We start from the raw sequence: 20,786 nt of genomic DNA, 5'->3' as shown, positions 1-20,786 counted from the left end.
ATGAAAAAAATTAACGCTATTGAATTTGTTAATGTTTCAAAACATTTTGGAGAAATAAAAGCTAACCAAAATATTAGTTTTGAAGTCGTAAAAGGTTCTATTCACGCTTTAATTGGTGAAAATGGTGCTGGTAAAAGTACCTTAATGTCAATTTTATTTGGTCTTTATCAACCTGATAAGGGTCATATTAAAGTTAATGGAAAAGAAGTTATTATTAATGGCCCAAACGATGCTAATAAATTGGGTATCGGAATGGTGCACCAACACTTTAAGTTAGTTGATGTTTATACCAATTTAGAAAACATCATTTTAGGGGATGAACCATATAATAAAAATACTCGTACAATCGATAAACAAAAAGCTATTAAAAAAATTAAAGCTATTCAAGAAACATTTAATTTATATTTTGACTTAAATAATTTAACCGGAAAAGAGACTGTTGCAACTCAACAAAAAGTCGAAATCATGAAAATGCTTTATCGTGATTCTGATATTCTTATTTTTGATGAACCAACAGCAGTTCTTACTGATGAAGAAATCCAAGGTTTGTTAAATACCTTTAAACTATTTAAAAAAGAAGGCAAAACCATCATCTTTATCTCTCATAAACTTCTTGAAGTTAAGGAAGTTGCCGATAATGCCACTGTTATTAGACATGGTGAAGTTAAAGGTAATTTTAATGTTGCCTCTCTTTCAATCCCAGAAATTGCTTCACTTATGGTAGGTGGTGATGTTGAAGTTATCAAGAACCAATATAGTGATAGCTCAAATAATGATGTTATTTTAAAAATAAGCAACGTTTCAACTATTGGAGAAAAATCAATCAAAAACTTTAATTTAGATATTCGCTCAGGTGAAATAGTTGCTATTGCAGGTGTAGAAGGTAATGGTCAAACCGATTTAGAGTATGCTATTTCTGGTATGAAAGAAATTGCCTCTGGAAAAGTTCTTCTTAAAAAAACTCAATTTGTTAAACAAAAATTTGCCGAATTAGACAAGATAAACAAAATCAAAAAAATATCTTTTTTAGTTCTTTCTATCTTATTTTTAATTTCTTCAATTCCTCTTTTTGCAATCAATTCTACTAATTTACTTAATAATAGTGTTCAAATAGTTTATGGAATTATCTTAGTTATCTTTGGTTTTGTTTTAGGAACTCTTTTTATTAAGCAAGTTTTTGGTAGTCGAATCAAAAGCCTTTATTTAGATGGCAAAATACATTATGAAAAATTATTCAACAAAAAGGAACTAACATTCCAAAAAATTATGAATCATAATACTCTTATTCTTTTGAGTCTTATCTTTATAATCTTTTTAATCGGAATATCTACCAAGTTATTTGATAATTACTACACCATTTTTGGCGGAATTTCGCTAGGTTTAGGAATTTTATCATTTATATTTATTCTCTTAAATTTTGCTATTTATCACAAAAAAGTTAAGATGCATGTTCAATTAAAAAATAAAAAAATAATTAATGATGTCTTAATTTATAGTGTGTCAGTTCTTTCGTTTTTTGTGCTTTTCTTTTCGGCAATTATTATCGGAAGGCAAGCAATTAAGATTTTAGGAATTCTTACAACTATTTTTAGTTTCCTTCTTTTATTAATTTTTTGAATAATGTTATTTATTGTAAGTACATCACTTATTATTATTCAAAGAACTAATAAAAATAATGATTATGTTGAATTAAATGATTTAAATGTTTTTCAAGCATCTCAATTAGGGCTATCGTATATTCCTTCGGATCGTCATAAACATGGTTTAGCACTTGATTATTCAATTAAAGAAAATACAGTCTTAAGACGTTTATGAGATAAAAAATATACATTCTTTGGGATTTTTAAAGATAAAGTAATTAAACAAGAAACCTTATCAATTATTGATAAATATGATGTTCGTGGTGCAAGAAATGGTATTTCTAAGTCACGTTCTTTATCAGGGGGTAACCAGCAAAAGTTCATCGTTGGGCGTGAAATGGAAACTCCACATGATTTTATTTTAATTGTCCAACCAACACGTGGGTTAGATGTTGGTGCGATTAAGAATATTCACGAACGAATCATTAAAGAAAAACAAGCCGGAAAAGCTATTTTGCTTATTTCGTATGAGCTAGATGAAGTTTTTGCTTTAGCTGATCGAATTGCTGTTATAAACGAAGGACAATTAGTAACAATTCAAAACGCAGATAAACTCACACGAACAGATATTGGAGTTTATATGGCAAATAAACAACATAAAGGAGGTGTTAGTGAATAAAAACAATAAGATAGACATTATCAAACAAGGTTTATCAAAAGCAACTTCCTTTATTACTTTTGAAGATCGTCAAGTTGGTCGAAAAAAAGTTTATGCCTCACTTTGAGCGGTCTTTTTTGGTTTCTTTATTACTTCGATTATTTACGTTATTATCGGAAGAACTGGTGAACACCCTGAAGAAACGGGACTTTTTACTTTTGTTACAGCATTATTTGATAATGCTTTTAACCCAACATTACTCCCTAAATTTTATCTTTTGATTATTATTTTAGGTTTTTCAGGAATTGCTGTTTCTGTTTCCTTTAAATCAGGATTATTTAATATCGGTATTCCTTCGCAAATGTTGCTTCCAGCAATTTTGTTCTTTTCGATTTTAATCATTAATCGAAGTCCATTTGAAGATGGAGTATCTGATAGCTTTCTTTTCTCGATGTTTTTTGTTTCAATAATTATCGGGATGTTAGCTGGTGCTTTCTCAGGTTTTCTCAAAGCATTTTTTAATGTTCACGAAGTTATTTCAACTATTTTTGTTAACTGAATTGTTGTTTTTCTTAGTGCATGATTATTTAGAGGTCAAAATAATGTTTTTATGGAAGGTGCAGAAAAATATAATTACTTTAATGAAATTGAAGGAACTGCTGGACTTTTTATAGAAGAAACAACTTTAACAACTTTTATTATTTTTGGACTTACTTTATTTGTTGTCTTAATTATTTTTATGACCTTTGTTTACAAAAAAACAAAACTCGGTTACTCTCTTAGAATGATCGGAATTAACAAAAGCAATGCAAGCTATGTTGGTATTAATCAAAAATTACTAACAGTTGGAGTAATGGGATTTTCAGGTGCTCTTGCTGGAATTGCAGGTTTTTACTATTATGTTCTTTATATTAGTAAAATTGATGGAATTAAAAATGTTGCTACGATTGGATTTGATTCCATTGCCATTTCTCTTATTGGTCTTAATTCTGCTATTGGAGTAGGGCTAACCTCAATTGTTTTTGCGATAATTAAAAACGGTGCAATTGGTTTTCAATTTAGACCAGGTTCAGAAAGTCTTAAACCAGAATTTTTCGGTTTAATTACCGGTTTAATTGTCTTTATGGCCGCCTTAGCCATTCTTTTCTATAAATTTAGACCATTGCGAACGACTTTTAAATATTCATATTTAATTTTTACAAGAGAGTATTGAATAAAATTCTTTGCTTACTATAAAGATAAATTCAAGCTTATTTTTAGTAAAAAGATAAAAGTGACAAAAACTCATTTTAATGAAATTAAATTAAAAACATTAAATCGAAAAGCTCGAATTAATTTTGAAAATGAGATTGCTTTATTAATTAATAATTCTAAAGATTATAATAATGAACAAATTCTTGAAATGTATTCAGAAATATCAAAAAAACGTCAAGAATTTAATGCTTCGCAAGAATCACTTGGAATCGGAAAATATAACGAAGAAAAAAACCGATACCAAGTTGCAAAGTCTGAATTAAAAACAGAATATACTAACTTTAAAGAAACTAAATATCAAAATTCATTGCAAAAAAATATTACTAGCAAGTTTATCCAATGAATTCATTCTTATGAACCCGAAAGGAAAGCAAACTAATGGCACTTATATTTAATGTTGCAGTTCTTTATTTTTGTGTGTTGCTTTTAGGAACAATTTCGGGAATTTTTTCTGAACGCGCTGGAATTGTTAATATTGCAATTAATGGTTTCTTAATTTTTGGGGCATTAATTTATGCCACATTATCTATTATTATTGGTCATATTATTTTATCTAGTTATCCAGAATCTGCCGAAAAAGAAATTAGCTCTTGACTTCAAATACCAATTATCATTATTAGTGCACTTGCTACCGGTTTATTTTCTCTTTTATTTGGTTTTGCAACTATTAAACTAAAAAGTGACCAAACTGTATCAGGATTTGCTATTAATATCTTAGTTGTTGGAATTACTGGTCTTTTAGTGATTGTTTTATTAGCGGTGCAAAAAGCTTCCACAACATTAACGCTACCTTTTAGAGGTGAATTAGCACTTTCAACTAACCGTTCTGAGTGATCTAATTTACTCTCAATTAAAATTATAGTAACTTTAATTGTTGCTGGAATTTCGTGATTTGCTTTAAGAAAAACTCGCTGAGGACTAAGATTTAGAGCTATTGGTGAAAATCCACAAGCTGCTGATGTGGCCGGAATTAATGTTAATGCTAAAAAATGACAGGGAGTTGTTCTAGCTGGAATTGTGGCTGGAATTGGTGGTTCATTCTTTGCTCAAAGTAATATTGTAGAATTTAGTGCAACCAATGATGTGGCCGGGCTTGGATTTATTGCCTTAGCAATTATGATTACTTCACGTTGAAAAATTAGTATTTCAATTATTGTATCATTCTTATTCTCGTTAATGATTTCATTTTCTAGTTACGGTATTTCTTTATTTGGTCCATCAATTGAAAAATATTCAGATTTATTATTAGTTATTCCTTATTTACTTACTTTGATTGTGATTATTTTTCAAAGCAAGAACTCATATGGACCAGCCGCGGCGGGAATACCATATGACAAATCAAAACGTTAATTTTAAAATACAATGAGAATTTGCTCATTGTATTTTTATTCTTTTTGATTTATTTCCTCAATTGAAATGGTAAAAAAACCATATTTTATGCAAAGAAAAAATAAAATTCTTGCAATGTGGTAATAATTTCCACAATCGAGAAAGTAATCGAATTTTGGTATAATATTGTTACAATATATTTATTTAAATTTAGATGCAAAAAAGTAAATATGTTCGAAATAATTTCAATAATTTTTTAGTAAGTGAAAGGATAATATGTTGAAAAAAACCTATGATAAAAGATCATACTTAGAAAAAATACATGCTTGATGAAGAGCTGCTAACTATTTAAGTGTTGGTCAAATGTATCTAAAAGATAACCCTCTTCTTTTAGATGAGCTTAAACCAGAAGATGTTAAACTTTATCCAATTGGACACTGAGGAACTATTCCTGGGCAAAATTTAATTTATGCACATTTAAATCGTGTGATTAACAAATATGATCTTGATATGTTCTATATTGAAGGGCCAGGACATGGTGGTCAAGTTATGATTTCAAACTCATACTTAGATGGATCATATTCAGAATTATTCCCTGAAATTACACAAGATCTAGCAGGGATGAAACAAATGTTTAAGCGTTTCAGTTTCCCAGGAGGAACTGCATCTCATGCGGCTCCTGAAACTCCAGGATCAATCCATGAAGGAGGAGAGCTAGGATACTCAATTTCGCACGCTGTTGGTGCAATTTTAGATAACCCTTCTGTTATTGCTGCGACAGTAATTGGTGATGGAGAAGCTGAAACAGGACCATTAATGGCTGGATGATACGCATCAAGTTTTATTAACCCTGTAAATGATGGTGCTGTGCTTCCTATCTTACATATTAATGGTGGTAAAATTTCAAACCCAACCATTTTAGCAAGAAAAACTGATGAAGAAATTGCTGATTTACTTAGAGGATTTGGTTGAGAAGCAATTTTTGTTGAAGCTAATGTTGGAGAAGAAGAAACTGTACATGCAAAAATGGCCAAAAAATTCGATAGAGCTATTGAAAAAATTCTTAAAATTCAAAGTAATGCTCGTCGTGGTTCTGCAGAAACAGCTATTCGTCCATTATGACCTGCATTAGTTGTTAGAACACCAAAAGGATGAACTGGACCACACTCATTTGGTGGACTTACATACGAAGGAAGTTTTAGAGCTCACCAAGTTCCTCTTCCTGTTACCGCAGAAAACCCTAAACATCTTGATGATTTAAAACATTGACTCTCATCATATCGTCCACATGAATTATTCGACCAAAACGGAAAATTCAATGCTGACATTGCCGAAATTGCTCCAAAAGGAAATCGAAGAATGGCTATGAATCCAATTACAAATGGAGGAATCAATCCAAAACCACTTGTAATGCCTGACTGAAGAAAATTTACTTTTGATGTAGAACCAGGTTCAGTTAAAGCACAAGATATGGCTGAAGCAAGTAAATTTGTAGCGGAAATTATTAAGCAAAACCCAGATAACTTCCGTGTGTTTGGACCAGATGAAACAAAATCAAACCGTCTTTTTGAAGTTCTTAAAGTATCTAATCGCCAATGAATGGAAACAATTAACCTAGAACTTGATGAAGCACTTTCACCAGCTGGAAGAATTATTGACTCACAACTTTCAGAACACCAAGCTGAAGGATTTTTAGAAGGATATGTACTTACGGGACGTCATGGATTCTTTGCTAGTTATGAATCATTCTTAAGAGTTGTGGATTCAATGCTTACACAACACATGAAATGAGTGGCTAAAGCTAAAAAAGTTCACTGAAGAAATGATTATCCTTCGCTTAATGTTATTGCTACTTCAACAGCATTCCAACAAGATCATAATGGATACACCCACCAAGATCCAGGTATCTTAGGTCATTTAGCAGATAAAAAACCTGAATTAATTCGTGAATACTTACCTGCTGATACTAATTCACTTTTAGCTGTTCTTGACCAATCATTTAGAGAAAGAGATGTAATTAACTTAATTGTTGCCTCAAAACAACCTCGTGAACAATGATATTCTGTTTCAGAAGTAGAACAAATGATGAAAAATGGATACAAAGTGATTGATTGAGCTTCAACTGCTAAACGTAATGAAGAACCAGATATTGTTATTGCTGCATCAGGTACAGAACCAAACCTTGAAGCGCTTGCAACAATTTCTTACCTACATGAAGCTTTCCCTTCACTTAAAATTAGATTTGTTTATGTACTTGATCTTCTTAGATTAAGACATCCAAGTGTAGATCCAAGAGGTCTTAGTGATTCAGAGTTTGATTCAGTATTTACAAAAGATAAGCCAATTGTGTTTGCATTCCATGGATATGAAGCTCTTCTTAGAGATATCTTCTTCTTAAGAACTAATAAAAACCTTTACACACACGGATATCGTGAAAATGGAGATATCACTACTTCATTTGACATTCGTTTAATGTCAGAAATGGATCGTTTCCACATGTCAATGACCGCTGCTAAAGCAGCTCTTAAGTCACAATCAGTTAACTTTGTTAACAGAATGAAAGCAAGAATTGAAAAACACAATAAATTCATTAAAGAACATGGAATTGATATGCCAGAAGTTCGTGAATGAAAATGAACAGGTGTAAAAAAATAATTTCTAAATAAGTTAAAACCACCAAAAAATATCGACAAGAAAAAAAGACACATAACTTGTGTCTTTTTTGTGTTTCTTACTATAAAAATAATTTTCACTTAATTAAATTTTATTTATAACTAGGAGTGAAATCAAAGTAATTACAACACTTAAAATAATTATAACTGATAAAATTGCTAAGCCGTACATTCCACGTTGTTTTTTTAAAGTTTTAAGCTTTATTTCATTCATTTTATCAGACACGTTATTAACAATGTCTGTTGCATATTTTTGGCGATCATCAAAGCTCATTTCCGAAGGATAAACGATATTTTCGGTATATATAATGTTTCTGGTTTCATCACTTAATTTGTTGTCGTTTTTAATCTCTTCTTTAGTATCTTTTACGCCAATTTCTTGGAGGTTATCAATAATTTTTTTGGTTTTTCTTTTGATTCCTAGTAAATCTTTCATATGTTTATTTTATCAAAAAAGTATTTAAAATTATAAAAAAAACACTCATTACGAGTGTTTGGTCAATTTCTTGAAATGGTACGTCCTAGAGGATTCGAACCTCTGACCCAATGGTTAAAAGCCATTTGCTCTACCTGCTGAGCTAAGGACGCATTTCATGGTGCCCAAGACTGGACTTGAACCAGCACGGTCTTACGACCGAGGGATTTTAAGTCCCTTGCGTCTACCATTCCGCCACCTGGGCATATCACTTAAAGTGATTAACAATATTATAGCACATTTTTTAAATAATGCTTTAAAAATTTTTTTATTTTTTTAGCATCTTTATCGGGTGCAAAATTATTATAGCATAAATAAAAATAAATAAATAAAAAAATTCATTTTTAAAAGAATTTATTTTTATTTTAAATTGTGAAATATATACCACAATTAAATGATACTTTATAAATAAAATTTACATATTTATATGGAATGTTTTAAGATAAAAATAAAACCATAGGAAAGGAGAGTTATGATTAATTACAATCACTTAGAAAAGAATGTGATATGAAGATTGACATATGGTTATCGGAAGTTAATATTTTTAACAATTTTTTTAGTTTTATTAGAAACAATTTGTAATGTTTTGATGCCTTTTTTTATTAATTATTTAATTAAAGATGGAATATCAAAATATGATCCTATTTCAAAGAGCACAATTACTAATTTTGATGCGGTACTTTCAAATGGGCTAATTTTAATTTTATTAGCTATTTTAGGATTAATTTTTGGGATCATTTCAAGTTTTACTTCATCAAAAGCAGCTTCTGGATATGGTCAAAATTTACGTAATTCTATATATTATAAAGTTACACAATTTTCATATGAAAATATCGATAAGTTTAGAACAGGAGCTTTGCTTAATCGTTTAAACAACGATGTGGTTAATATTACAAATGCTTTTAATCAATCATTGAGAATATTGGTTAGAGCTCCTTTTATGTTAATTTTATCGCTTGTTTTTTCAATTACAACTAATGCACAATTATCTCTTATGTTTTTGGTTCTCATTCCTACTTTAATTATTTTATTTGTCATTATTTGATTTAGAGCCTTCCCTTTATATCAAAAAATGTTTAAAAATTACGATCTTTTAAACCAAAAAATTCAAGAAAACTTTCAAGGTATGAGAACGATTAAATCTTATGTAACAGAAGATTTGGAATACTCTAAAGTTTCTGACAAAATTGATAAACTTAACAATATTATTGTAAAAGCAGAAAAGATAGTGGCTTTTGGAACCCCTTCTTTTTCATTTATTATTTATGCTGCTATTGTTTTTTTAGCAATTCAAGGAACTAATTTTATTTTAATGGGTAATATAGAAATAGGAGATCTTGTAGCTTTTACTTCTTATATTTGACAAGTATCTGGATCGATTTTAATTTTAATTATGGTAACAGGGGCCATTGTAATTGCAGGACCAAGTTTAAAAAGAATTTCAGAAATTATTCATGAAACCCCTTCAATTGATGAAAATTTAAATGGCAAAAAAGAAGTTGTTGATGGCTCGATCCATTTTAAAAATGTCTTTTTTAAATACAATAATGATAAAGAATATTCTCTTAGCAACATCAATCTTGAAGTACCTTTTGGAAGTACATTAGGCATAATTGGGCGTACAGGTAGTGGAAAAAGCACATTGATTTCGCTCATTGGACGTTTTTATGAAGCAACAGAAGGTAAAGTATATGTAGGAGAAACGCCTGTTGAAGAATATAATATCCATTCCCTTAGAGATGCTGTTTCATTTGTCTTTCAAAAAAATATTTTATTTAGCGGAACAATTAGAAGCAATATGCTTTTAGCTAAAAAAGATCTAACTGACCAAGAAATTTTTGAAGCATTAGATCAAGCCGGAATTGGTGATTATGTACGCAATTTAGAACACAAACTCGATACAATAGTTGAACAAGGTGGTACAAATTTTAGTGGTGGACAAAAACAAAGATTATGCATAGCTCGAAGCTTATTAAAATCACCTAAGATTTTGATTTTAGATGATTCTACATCAGCACTTGATGCAAAAACAGAGTTATTAATTAAGCAAACCTTAAAAAATAAAGTACAAAATTGTACAAAAATTATTATTTCTCAAAAAGTTAATTCAATTAGTCACGCGGATCAAATTATTGTTATTGAAGGCGGAAGCATTATTGCACAAGGAACCCATGTAGAATTACTTAATAACAATGAATTTTACAAATCAATTTATCAATCACAACAAGCCTCAAGGAGCCTTGATGAGTAAAAGAAATAATTTGCAGAATTTAAAAAGATCAAAAACTGATGCTAAATATGTAGCAAATACTCTTAAAAGATCTTTTCAATTACTATGAAAAAATCATAAATTAGGTCTTATTCAAATTCTCTTTTTTGTATTTTTGAATAATCTAGGAACTATTTTTAATCAGCTTTTTATTGGAAAAATTGTTATTGATAATTTTATAACTCCTGCATTTGAGCAATCACGGCAATTAGGACAAAACATGTATGATGTTTTTGATTGAAACAATTTTTGAATTTGAGTTTTTCTTGCTATTTTGTTTTTTGCAATTACGATTTTTTCACAATTAATGTACCAATGAATTAGTATTAAAATCACTTATGTTACCATTGCTAAAATGAGACGTGATTTATATAAACATATTCAAGGGTTACCGATTAAATATTTTGACCAGCAACAAAAAGGTGAACTTTTAACAAGATTTACTAGTGATGTTGATACTTTAAGGCAATTTTTAAGCCAAAGTATCCCTGTTACAATTAATGCACTAATTACTATTGTGGTTTCGTTTTCTCTAATGGTTTGATTTAGTTGAATTTTAACTATTATTACAATTCTTTTGGTTGCTTTTGTTTTATTTATAATCAAGATTCTAGGAAAGCAGACAGGGAAGTTTTTCCAACAGAGACAAATTGATAATGGACAATTAAGTGGTTTTGCAGAAGAAATGTTTGCTGGGCTAAAAGTTATTAAAGCTTTTAATTATGAAGATGAATCTTTTTTAAGTTTTCAAAAGATTAACAAAAAATTATATACTAGCGAACGCAAGGCTAGCAATATTGCTAATTTAATGTTCCCCATTATTTATAATTGAGGAAATGTTATTTTTGCACTAATTTCAATTATTGGTGGTCTCATTATTACTAGCAAAAATCCAGAAGTTATTAAATTATTTGGGCTTAGTATCGGAACTTTAGTATCATTTACTCAGTTTGTACGCTCATTTACTAGACCTATTGTCAGTGTGGCTCAACAATCAAATGTGATTATTATGGCAACAGCTGGAGCTAAAAGAGTCTTTGATATTTTTGATGAACAACTTGAAAATAATGAAGGTAAAATAACTTTGGTTAAGGTTTTAAAAACTGATAACAAATATATTGAAAAACCAAGAAGTGATCTTTTTAGTTTATATGCATGAAAAATACCAACTAATAATGGATTTAAATATGAATTAGTTAAAGGAGAAGTTGAATTTAAGAATGTTTGATTTGGTTATAATGATCAAAACATGATTCTTAAAAATGTGTCATTGCACGCTTATCCAGGAGAAAAAATTGCTTTTGTAGGTCCTACTGGTGCTGGAAAGACCACAATTATTAATTTGCTCAATCGCTTTTACGAAATTCAGCAAGGTAATATTTATTATGATGGGATTAATATTAAAGATATTGATAAAAAATCTTTACGCCAATCTTTAACTATGGTCTTGCAAGATACTAATTTATTTAGTGATACTATAAAAAATAATATTGGATATGGAGCTGACAATATTATTGATGATTTAGTTGCTAGAAGTGCTAATATAGCCAATATTTCTTACTATATAGAGAATCAACAAGATAGGTATGATACTTACTTGCTTGAAAGCGGTTCTGAGCTTTCTCAAGGGCAAAAACAATTATTATCTATTGCTAGAGCTTCATACCAAGACACTCCTGTTGTGATTTTAGATGAAGCTACTTCTAATATCGATACAAAAACTGAATTTCTTGTTCAGCAAGCAATGGATTCATTGATGAATAATCGAACAAGTTTTATTATTGCTCACCGTTTAAGTACTATTAAAAACGCAAGTAAAATAATTGTGTTAAATAATGGAGAAATTATAGAAACGGGTTCACATGATCAATTAATTAGTCAAAAAGGCTTTTATTATAATCTTTGAAAAAAATTAACCGAATTAGCATAATTAAAAAACGAATAGACTATATTCTATTCGTTTTTTAATTTAAACTTAAATAAATTAAATATTCTCGGTAATGTTGTAGTAAACAACAGGGAGTGTTAAACTTTTATCAACAAAGTCAAATACCATAATTCCAGATCTAGTTATATCCCTGTGGTGATCATCTATATATTTTTTAAGGTAAGGATTAATTTGTTCTGCTGTTCATCATGGTTGACTATTATTATGTGACATCGAAGTAAAGTTTATGAAAACCTCTCATCTATTAGGGTCGCTTATCTTTTGCTTAGTGCCTTCGTATTCGTCTGCTCAAACTTTTCATTGATCAACTATTACTTCTTTTTTAGTTTGTACTTCTAGATCTCAAAAGTCTTGCATTCTAAAGTTATTTTGAGAATAACTTGAAAAGTAAATACCGTATTTATTTGAATAGTAAATTTGATCATGTCAGTTATTCATAATAAATACTTTACCTCTAAGTTCATTTAACGTAGGATTTTGTCGATTTCCTACATTTCAAACTTTATCATTAGGTGTTGGATTTTTTCAAAGTATTTGTTCAAATTTATCTAGTGTATTTTGAATCTTGTTTCTTAAAAATGCTTTACGTTCAAAGCTCATCGACGATACATTCATATTTTCGTCTTTCATTCTGATAATAACTGTTTCAGAAGGGTTTTCAGCTAAGAATTTCTTCATTATATTTAAAACGTTTTCTAAACTTACTCCATCAGCTCAAGAAGCTCCGTGACCTATTTCTAAATTATCATTATCTTTAATCCGAATATCGAAGAAACGCACTCCAATGTTTAATTGGTTTTGGAACGAAAGACTTTGGGTTCTTGCTCATGCCCTTCCAAACGTTCAAGCAATCCCTCTTCCGCTAAACATAGCACTATCGTGTGTTCCAGGTATGCTTAAATCTGATAAACGTTTATTTCCGTTTACATGAGACATTCAATGTTTTAAATCATTTGCATCAATAAGTATTTTAATAGCAATATTTTTTATTAAATCATCATTTGCTTTGTCAAATAATTTAGACAATTCTTTTGTTGGTTCTAATGATCAGTTGCTATTTTCAGGTTGTGAAATTTGAGTATTTCAAGTTTTTATAGTAGAAATCTGTGGATTCTCATTATTTATTAATTTTTCAGCTGCTGTTTTAGTTGCTTCTAAAGCATCTTGGAAATTAGATGAAGCCATATTATAACGAATTTTGCTACTTTGATTGCTTGTCATTCCTTTAAATTCTTCAATTAATTTTCTTATTTTTTTCATTTCGCTATTTAAAGGAGTAGCAATAATTTGAATTTGTTCATTGGTTTTAGCATTAGGTTCTAATTTTTTGACCTCATCAATTATTAAACTATTTTCAGAATCTTCTCATATCATTGTATTTAAGTATTCTTGAAACATAGCTTTTTGTGCTTCATTAAATGCAGTATTGTTTGTGAAAAATTCAGCAATAAATTTACCTTTTTTGTAATTTATTCCTTCGGCTAGAGAAGCTACTTTATTTCTACTTGATATTGAGTTAGCAATGTCTAATTTTGCTTTTAGAGCTTGTTTTTCTCCGTTTGTTAATTTTTCTTGACTGTTAATTTTTTGCATTATATCGTTATATTCTTTTGTAGTTTCAGTCATTTTTTGAATTAATCTATTTACTGCTTCATTTGCTTCTCTTAGTTGCTCAATGCTTCATAAAGTATCATTTGGTTTTGCGACATCTGCAGTTCAAATAGTTCCGTCGATGCTTGAAATATTAACAAACTGGTTTTTAAGATATTTATCTAGTGCATCAATTAAAAGTTCATATTTTTGTTTAGTATCATCATAAGCATGCGCATAAATATTTTCATTTTGCTTTACAGAATTTAGGCTGTTAATGCTACTTTGGATATTATTATTAATGAAATCATTAATCTCTTGATAGGTGTTTTTAATTGTTTCTAATGCTTGATTTGCATTTTCTGCTGTTGTATTTCAATTTTGAATATCACTAATCATTTTGTCTTTTGTGCTTTGATTAAGTGATGTGTACATATTTGTATATTGGTTTATAGTATTTTGCTTAAGTTGATTTTTCTCGTTAATTTGAGTTTCTAGTTGTTCAAATTTAGTAATAGCGCTATTATATTCTAAGTTTGCAGCACTGTTAATTTCAGTTTCAAAGTAAAAGTCTTCACTATTGTTTAAATATTCTTTATTGCGTTCAAGCTCAAGTAATTGATTTTTTCTTCTTTGTAAATAAATTGGTCTACTTAAAAAGCCATCAAATTGTTTTGTTGAAGTTACACTTAAATTATTAGCATTTGGTTGAGTAAACCCAAGTTCTTGTTGTTGATTTCTTAAGGAAGTTAAATCATTTTCAGTTAATGTATTTGAATTTAAATTTTGTGCAAATTTAAATAATTGATCTTGTGTTTTGGTTGAAATATAGTTATATTGAACTGCTAATGTTCCATTATCATCGTTGGCAGTAAGGTTGTTTTGAGCTAAATCTTCTATTTTTATTAATTGAGTGCTTTGCTGGCTATTATCAACTTGAATTTGTGAGCTTAATACTGTTGAAGGGAATGTATTTTCTTTATTTGTATTTGTATATGATATTTGATTAACTGTTGTACTTAATAGGCTATTAATACGGTCTTTTTCTTTCAAGAATCCTTCAATAACTTTAAAGTATGTCTTAGATGTTGGTTTTTGACCTGAAGCATTGCTATGTGATTCCTCGTTATCAACAATTTGATAAGCAACAACTACTTTTCCATTTATAGAATCGTATCCAAAAATACCTAAAATATTAGCTGATAAATTGTTGGAAATTGGTGATGAAATTGATCTATATTTATATTTTGCTTTATCTCAAACTGAAGCATTATCAACAGTCGTTGTATTTTTTAATTGATTATCTTCAAAATATATTTCGATATTTTGTGTGTTTCATTGGGTGTTTAATTTTTCGGTAGAGATATCATAATTGGTTTTGAAGCCTTGAATTACATTATCTGTATTATTTTGTTTTGAAACAATATCTTCATAATAAATGTAATCATTATTATTAGGTATTTTTGAAGTTAAAGCATAAGTAATTGTCAAGGTACCATTTTTATCATTAGCAACAATGGTTAGATTGTTTTCTTTTAAAGTTGCATTTTCACTACTTAGATTTTCATTAAATTTATTTAGAATTGTAGTTTTATCAAGTTGTGAAGGTAACATTTTTTGTTGGTTATTAATTAATGTAGCAATTTTTCTTTCTCTTTCAAGTTTGTCAACAAGTTTATTTAATCTTGATACTTCAGTTTCAAAACCGTTAATTGTTGCTGTTTTAGAAACAGAAATAGAATTGAAGTTTTGAAGAGTTGAACTAAGTGTATAATCGATTTTTATTGTTCCATCTTTAGGTGAGGCATCTTTGAAATTTAATAATCTTAATTCAATATTGTTTTTATTATATACATTTGAATCATTTGAACTTTTATTTCATCCTTGATTTTGCAATGAAGAATTTAATCCATTTATATCCATTTTATTACTAAAGTATGGAACAACATTTGTTTTATTATCGTAGTCAAAATTAATTGTTGTGTTATTTAGTTCTTCTTTAATAGAATTTGAAGTTTTAAAGCCTGAAATTTCTTCAACATTAATTGCATTTGTTGATTTAACATTTGTTAAATTATCTTTTGTTGATTGAATTTTAAAACTTATATTTTTGATTTTACCTTCGTCGGCAAAATTTAAATATGTTAAATCAGTTAAAGTAACGTTTTGTGCTTTTTCACTAATTCAAGAAGAAATTTTTTCTTGTAATTTAGAAATTTCTTCATTTGTATTATTATTTTTTTCCTGAGCACTAAATCAATTATTTGCTTCACTTTGAGAATCTGATTGTAGACTTATTGTAATTTCATTAATTCTTTGATATTCTGTTTTAAAGCCATAAATTGTTTTTGTTTGATTTTCTAATTTACTTTGACTAAATTGCGGATCTGTTGATTGAATATTATAAGTTACTGTTAATTCAGAAGATAAAGGATTTGCTGCTCCAAAACGAATATTGGTTAATTTAGCTTGTAAATTATTGTTAACAAATTCATTGCTTTGGTTTTTCTCTCAACCTTCAATTTCTAATTTGTCCAGTTGAATAGCACTTGAATCATAAAGGATAATACTTTCTTTTCCTTGGTAATTTATGGTAAAGTTTGTTGAAATTTGATTTAAACGAGCGCTTTCGTTAGTACTATTTGAAAATCCATTTATAGTAATTTGTGATGTTCTTCTATTTGAAATAACTGAAGGAATTTTAGTTGATTTTAACTTATAAGAAATATTTTCAATTGCACCAATTCTATTATTTACAACAAATTTTAAATCTTGAATTTCTACATTTTGTTGTTGTTGGGTAAATCAAGCATTGATTTTATCTTTAAGTGAAGCATATGCTGATGAAGGTAATTGTTTACGTTCTTCTGTATTAAATAAATCTTTTAAAACAGGAAGAGCATTGCTGCTAATAATTGAATCAAGTCTTGCTTGTTCAGTTTTAAATCCGCTTATTTGGTAATAATTTTCGATTGATAAATCACTAAAATCTTGATTTTTACTTTTTAAAGTATAGTTAAATCTAATATCACCTTCAATTGGGTCAGCTTCAGTTATGGTGATATTTTCTACCTGAGCTTTTCTTTGGGTATTAACTAATTGATTATTTCAATTTGATACTTTAATTTCATCGACCTGAATTGAAGCTTTTTCATAAGGTACGATATTTTCTTTATTTGGATATGCAAATCTTAATTCTTTAGATAATTTCATTAAACGATTACGTTCTTGTTCACGAGTGTAAAAGCCACTAATTTCTTGTGGTTGAACTTGTACTTTAACATCTGTAAGGCCTGCTATTGTGGAAGCAATCTTGAAGTTTATGTTCCCTATAATTCCGTTATTTAATTGTGCATTATCGTAAGAAAAATCTTGAACTTCAATATTAGGGTATTTATCTTGGTTATTTTGATTTTTTGTTTTTAAGAAAGCCTTAATTTTTGTTTCTAAGCTTGTAATTTGTGACTCTGCACTTCTTTGTTTTTCTTCTTTTGAATAAAGTGATGATCATTGAGGGAAGCTTTCAACGTATGATTGAAGCACTTGGTAAATAGTTTTAAATCCAACAATAGTTGTTGTTTTGGTTGAACTTTCTATGTTTAAAGAAGGATTTATGGTAGAAATGATTTTGTATTGAATTTTTAACTCTCCAAGCTTTGGATCTACATTGATTATTTGGAAATCTTTCACCTTCATTTTTTTAGTTCTATTAATTCAAGTATTATCCTGCTTAATTCATTGAGTATCAGATGATGAAATTTTCTCAAAAGGAATTTGTGTTGACCAGTTAAATTCAGGTAAAATAGATTCTTTATTTTGGAAATCAAATGTAATATTTTCTGAATTAAGTTTTGCTAATACAACTGGAATACTTAAAAAACCACTAATTAAATTATCTCTATCATTAATTGAACTTTTAAGATCACTAAGATTTGCTTTAGTTGAATTAATTTGATAGGTTAGGGTAATTTGTCCGTATTCATTATTTGCCGATATAGTTAAATTTGAATCAAGAATCTGAGCACTTTGGTTTTTAAGTTTTTTATTTAGTTTTTCTAAAATTTGATTTTTTGTTATTTCAGATGCAAATGTATTTTGCTTTTCTTGATTTGTAAATAAATCACGTATTACATTGTTACTTTGTAATGAATCGCTGATTTGTTTTAATCTTTGCATTTCAGTTTTGAATCCAGAAATTGAAGAACTTGTTGCTCAATTTACATTTCTAAAATCAGGATCTTGAATTTGTACTACATATTCAACATTTACAGTTCCTAAACGAGGATTAAAATTTGAAAAGTTTACATTAGCAATTGTAAATTGGTTTTTAACAAATTGATTTTGATTATTTTTTCAATTATTTCCTAAGTTAATATTGTTAATGCTTAGGCTTTCAGAACCATAAGGGACAATGTTTTCTTTGTTTTTGTAGTCAAAATTTAACTGTAAAGTTTTAATTTGGTTTAATAATTGATTTCTAGTTTTAAATCCACTTGCACTTAGGGCATTTGTTTTTATTGTGCTTACAGTATTTTCATAACCAGCAATTGTTGATTTTAAGTCAAATTTAATATCATGAATGCTTCCGTTTTCGTTATCTAAAGTAGTTGTAAGAGAATTAATTTGAGCATTTATTTGAAGAGACTCTAAGTATTTGCTTAATATTTCTTTTAATTTTTCGTTTGCGTATTTAGCTGAACGGTTTTTGGTAAAGGCTATTAATTCATTAAATAAATTAGGGTTGCTTTCAAATTTATTATTAATAATTCCTACTAAATCATTAAGACGTTGAACTTCTGTTTTAAATGAGCTAATTTTTTGGGTTTTTTTAACAAAAACATCATCAAAATCTAGGTCACTAACAGAAAGATCAAATGATAAAGAGACACTTCCTAGTGAGCTATTTAAATTAGAAAAGACGAAATTATTTGCAACTAGATTCCCTTTTTCAAAGCCATTATTATTACGGATTCAAGATTGGTTTGTGTTTTTTATTTCTCTTGGTTCATAAGATGCTAAAACAACACTAGATTTGTCTGATTCGACATATAGTTCGTTTTCATTTAAATCATTAATTCTATAAACAACTGTATTTGCCTTATTTTGATAATCAAAATAAATTTTGGTTTTATTTATTTGGTTATATAAATCTTGTTTATTTTTAAATCCAATTGCTGATTTATTAAAAATGTATCAAGCACTAGTAACATCATTTAAACCTTGAATTGATGATGTTAATTTAAATGTAATGTTTTCGATTTTTCCTTCATCATTATTTACGCTATCAGAAAACTTAGTTACAACTACATTTTGAGCTTTTAATGAATCATTAATTAAGCTTAAAAGTTGTGAATTAGCATATTTAGCTGAACGGTTTTTTAAGTTACTTGTTAACTGATTAAAATCAATTGTTTCGTTTAATTCTTTTGCGATTGTATCTACTCTTGCAAATTCTGTTTTAAATCCATCAATTCTTTTTGATGGGTTTTGATATGTCACTCCCTCAAATTCATTTCTAGTAGATTCAATTTCAAATTCAATTCCAATAACTCCATTTTTTGGATCAACTTCATTAAAGGCTATTTTTTGAATTTTGGCATTTAATTCGGTATTTTCATAGCTTTGGTTATTGATTTTTTGTCAATTACCTTGAATTATTAGATCATCTAAATTTAAATCTCTAGTTTTATATGGGATAATATTTTCTTTGTTTTGGTATGAAATTCTTAAATTATCAACAATTCCACGAAGACGACCAACTTCGTTATCATCTTCTTCAAAACCTGTTATTTCTTGTGCAAATCATTCTATGTCTGAAACTTGGTTTGCATATAGGGTTGATTGTAATTTAAAGCTAATGTTTTTAATTGAACCAAAATTATTAAAAATTTCAGCGTGCAAATCATTTGTTATGGCATTATAACCTTGTTTTTGAAGGTAATCATCAAGCTTATTTTTTAATTTATTATAAAAAATAGATGCAGATTTTTGCTTATCTTGCATTGATGCTAAATCTTGAAAAATATGACCAATATTTTGAGTAATTATTTGATTTAGACGACCAACTTCATTTAAAAAACCAGAAATTTCCTTTTGAGATTCAAAATTAATGGTTTTTAATCCATCTTGATCTGAGGTTAATCTAAAATTAACAACTACATTTCCTTTAACTGCATTAATATTAGAGAAATCTAAAATTTCTAAGATTACGTTATTCTTTTTATATTTTTGATTTCCTATTTTTATTCAATTTTGCTCTGTTAAACTAGGTTCTAGTTTTATTTTTTCTAGTTTATTATTAGTATCTGAACCAGGGTAAACAGTGTTTTTATTTTGGTAGTCAAAAACAATATTGTTGGCGATTTCTTTTAATTTCTTAAGTTCTTCTGCTTTTAGTTTTTCTCATTTTGCTTGAGTGTTTTCGTCATTTTCAGAAGTATTTGAATTATCTGAATTATCATTATTATTTTCAATATTTGGATTTTCGATTTTTATAGGATTATTAGGTTTACTAGAGTTGGTATCTTGAGGTTTTATAGTAACTGTAGGTTTTTCTTGTTGTTGAGGACCAGGATTTGGGAATAAATTTGGTTCATTTTTTTCAACCTTCAATTTAGGTATATTACCGTAAGCAACTCCTAAAGCAATGGCGATTCCCATGATTGAACCTCCAGCAATTGTTCCAATAATAATTTTTGATTGTTTACTGGTTTTTTTCATAAACTCTCCTTTAAAATTAAAATTCCTTTTTTATTTTTCTTTATGCGTGTATTAACTTTAAATTTTATAACTTATTTGAAATATCGGTAATATAAATTTTATTTTTAATTACTTTTTTAATCAAAATGAAAATATTGTGATATTTTTGCTGAATAAATCACTAATTTAAGGCCCATAAATTCAAATTTAACAATCTTTTTACTTTAAAGTAAAAGGCCTGATTTTGATTAAAAATTCCAAATAAAAAATGAATTATATTTTTATATTTATTTTTTAAATAAGATTAAAAAA

At 28.2% G+C, this 20,786-nt stretch carries 8 protein-coding genes and 2 tRNA genes; 6 read left to right on the top strand and 4 right to left on the bottom strand.

Features of this window, described 5'->3' with window-relative positions:
• From Q349_RS02615 to Q349_RS02600, 4 genes are all read left to right on the top strand, one after another.
• Entirely contained in the window at window positions 1-2,259 is a 2,259-nt protein-coding gene (locus Q349_RS02615) for an ATP-binding cassette domain-containing protein (RefSeq protein WP_036464803.1), read from the top strand.
• Window positions 2,252-3,871: an ABC transporter permease gene (locus Q349_RS02610; protein WP_051616779.1), complete on the top strand. Its 1,620-nt coding sequence runs from the start codon at window positions 2,252-2,254 to the stop codon at window positions 3,869-3,871. Before Q349_RS02615 ends, Q349_RS02610 begins: the two co-directional genes overlap by 8 nt.
• Window positions 3,871-4,842: an ABC transporter permease gene (locus Q349_RS02605; RefSeq protein WP_036464801.1), complete on the top strand. Its 972-nt coding sequence runs from the start codon at window positions 3,871-3,873 to the stop codon at window positions 4,840-4,842. The genes Q349_RS02610 and Q349_RS02605 overlap by 1 nt, the downstream gene beginning before the upstream one ends.
• Window positions 4,843-5,097: 255 nt before the next feature.
• Window positions 5,098-7,476 carry a phosphoketolase family protein gene (locus tag Q349_RS02600; protein ID WP_036464798.1) on the top strand — a complete coding sequence of 793 codons (2,379 nt, stop codon included), beginning with the start codon at window positions 5,098-5,100 and terminating at the stop codon, window positions 7,474-7,476.
• A 102-nt stretch (window positions 7,477-7,578) separates the two neighbouring features.
• Here Q349_RS02600 and Q349_RS02595 read toward each other — a convergent pair whose 3' ends face one another.
• From Q349_RS02595 to Q349_RS02585, 3 genes are all read right to left on the bottom strand, one after another.
• A complete protein-coding gene (locus Q349_RS02595) occupies window positions 7,579-7,929 on the bottom strand; it encodes a hypothetical protein (protein ID WP_036464794.1) in 351 nt (116 codons plus the stop codon).
• Between the two features lie 76 nt (window positions 7,930-8,005).
• A tRNA-Lys gene (locus Q349_RS02590) sits at window positions 8,006-8,081 on the bottom strand.
• Window positions 8,082-8,087: 6 nt separating this feature from the next.
• Window positions 8,088-8,173 (bottom strand) — tRNA-Leu (locus tag Q349_RS02585).
• A 267-nt stretch (window positions 8,174-8,440) separates the two neighbouring features.
• Between Q349_RS02585 and Q349_RS02580 the strand changes: the two genes are divergently transcribed.
• Together Q349_RS02580 and Q349_RS02575 are read left to right on the top strand one after the other, a co-directional pair.
• Entirely contained in the window at window positions 8,441-10,219 is a 1,779-nt protein-coding gene (locus Q349_RS02580) for an ABC transporter ATP-binding protein (RefSeq protein ID WP_051616777.1), read from the top strand.
• Complete coding sequence (locus Q349_RS02575; protein WP_036464792.1) at window positions 10,212-12,167, top strand: ABC transporter ATP-binding protein; 1,956 nt, start codon at window positions 10,212-10,214, stop codon at window positions 12,165-12,167. The genes Q349_RS02580 and Q349_RS02575 overlap by 8 nt, the downstream gene beginning before the upstream one ends.
• Window positions 12,168-12,221: 54 nt before the next feature.
• Here the strand turns inward: Q349_RS02575 and Q349_RS02570 are convergent, their stop codons facing one another.
• Window positions 12,222-20,495 (bottom strand): phosphatidylinositol-specific phospholipase C domain-containing protein, encoded by an 8,274-nt coding sequence (locus Q349_RS02570; protein WP_036464791.1) that lies wholly within the window; start codon window positions 20,493-20,495, stop codon window positions 12,222-12,224.
• Between the last annotated feature and the right edge of the window lie 291 nt (window positions 20,496-20,786).

The sequence above is a fragment of the Mycoplasmopsis sturni DSM 22021 genome (assembly GCF_000701485.1).
Taxonomy (GTDB): Bacteria; Bacillota_I; Bacilli_A; order Mycoplasmatales; family Metamycoplasmataceae; genus Mycoplasmopsis; species Mycoplasmopsis sturni.
This window is presented reverse-complemented; position numbering and strand designations above follow the sequence as displayed.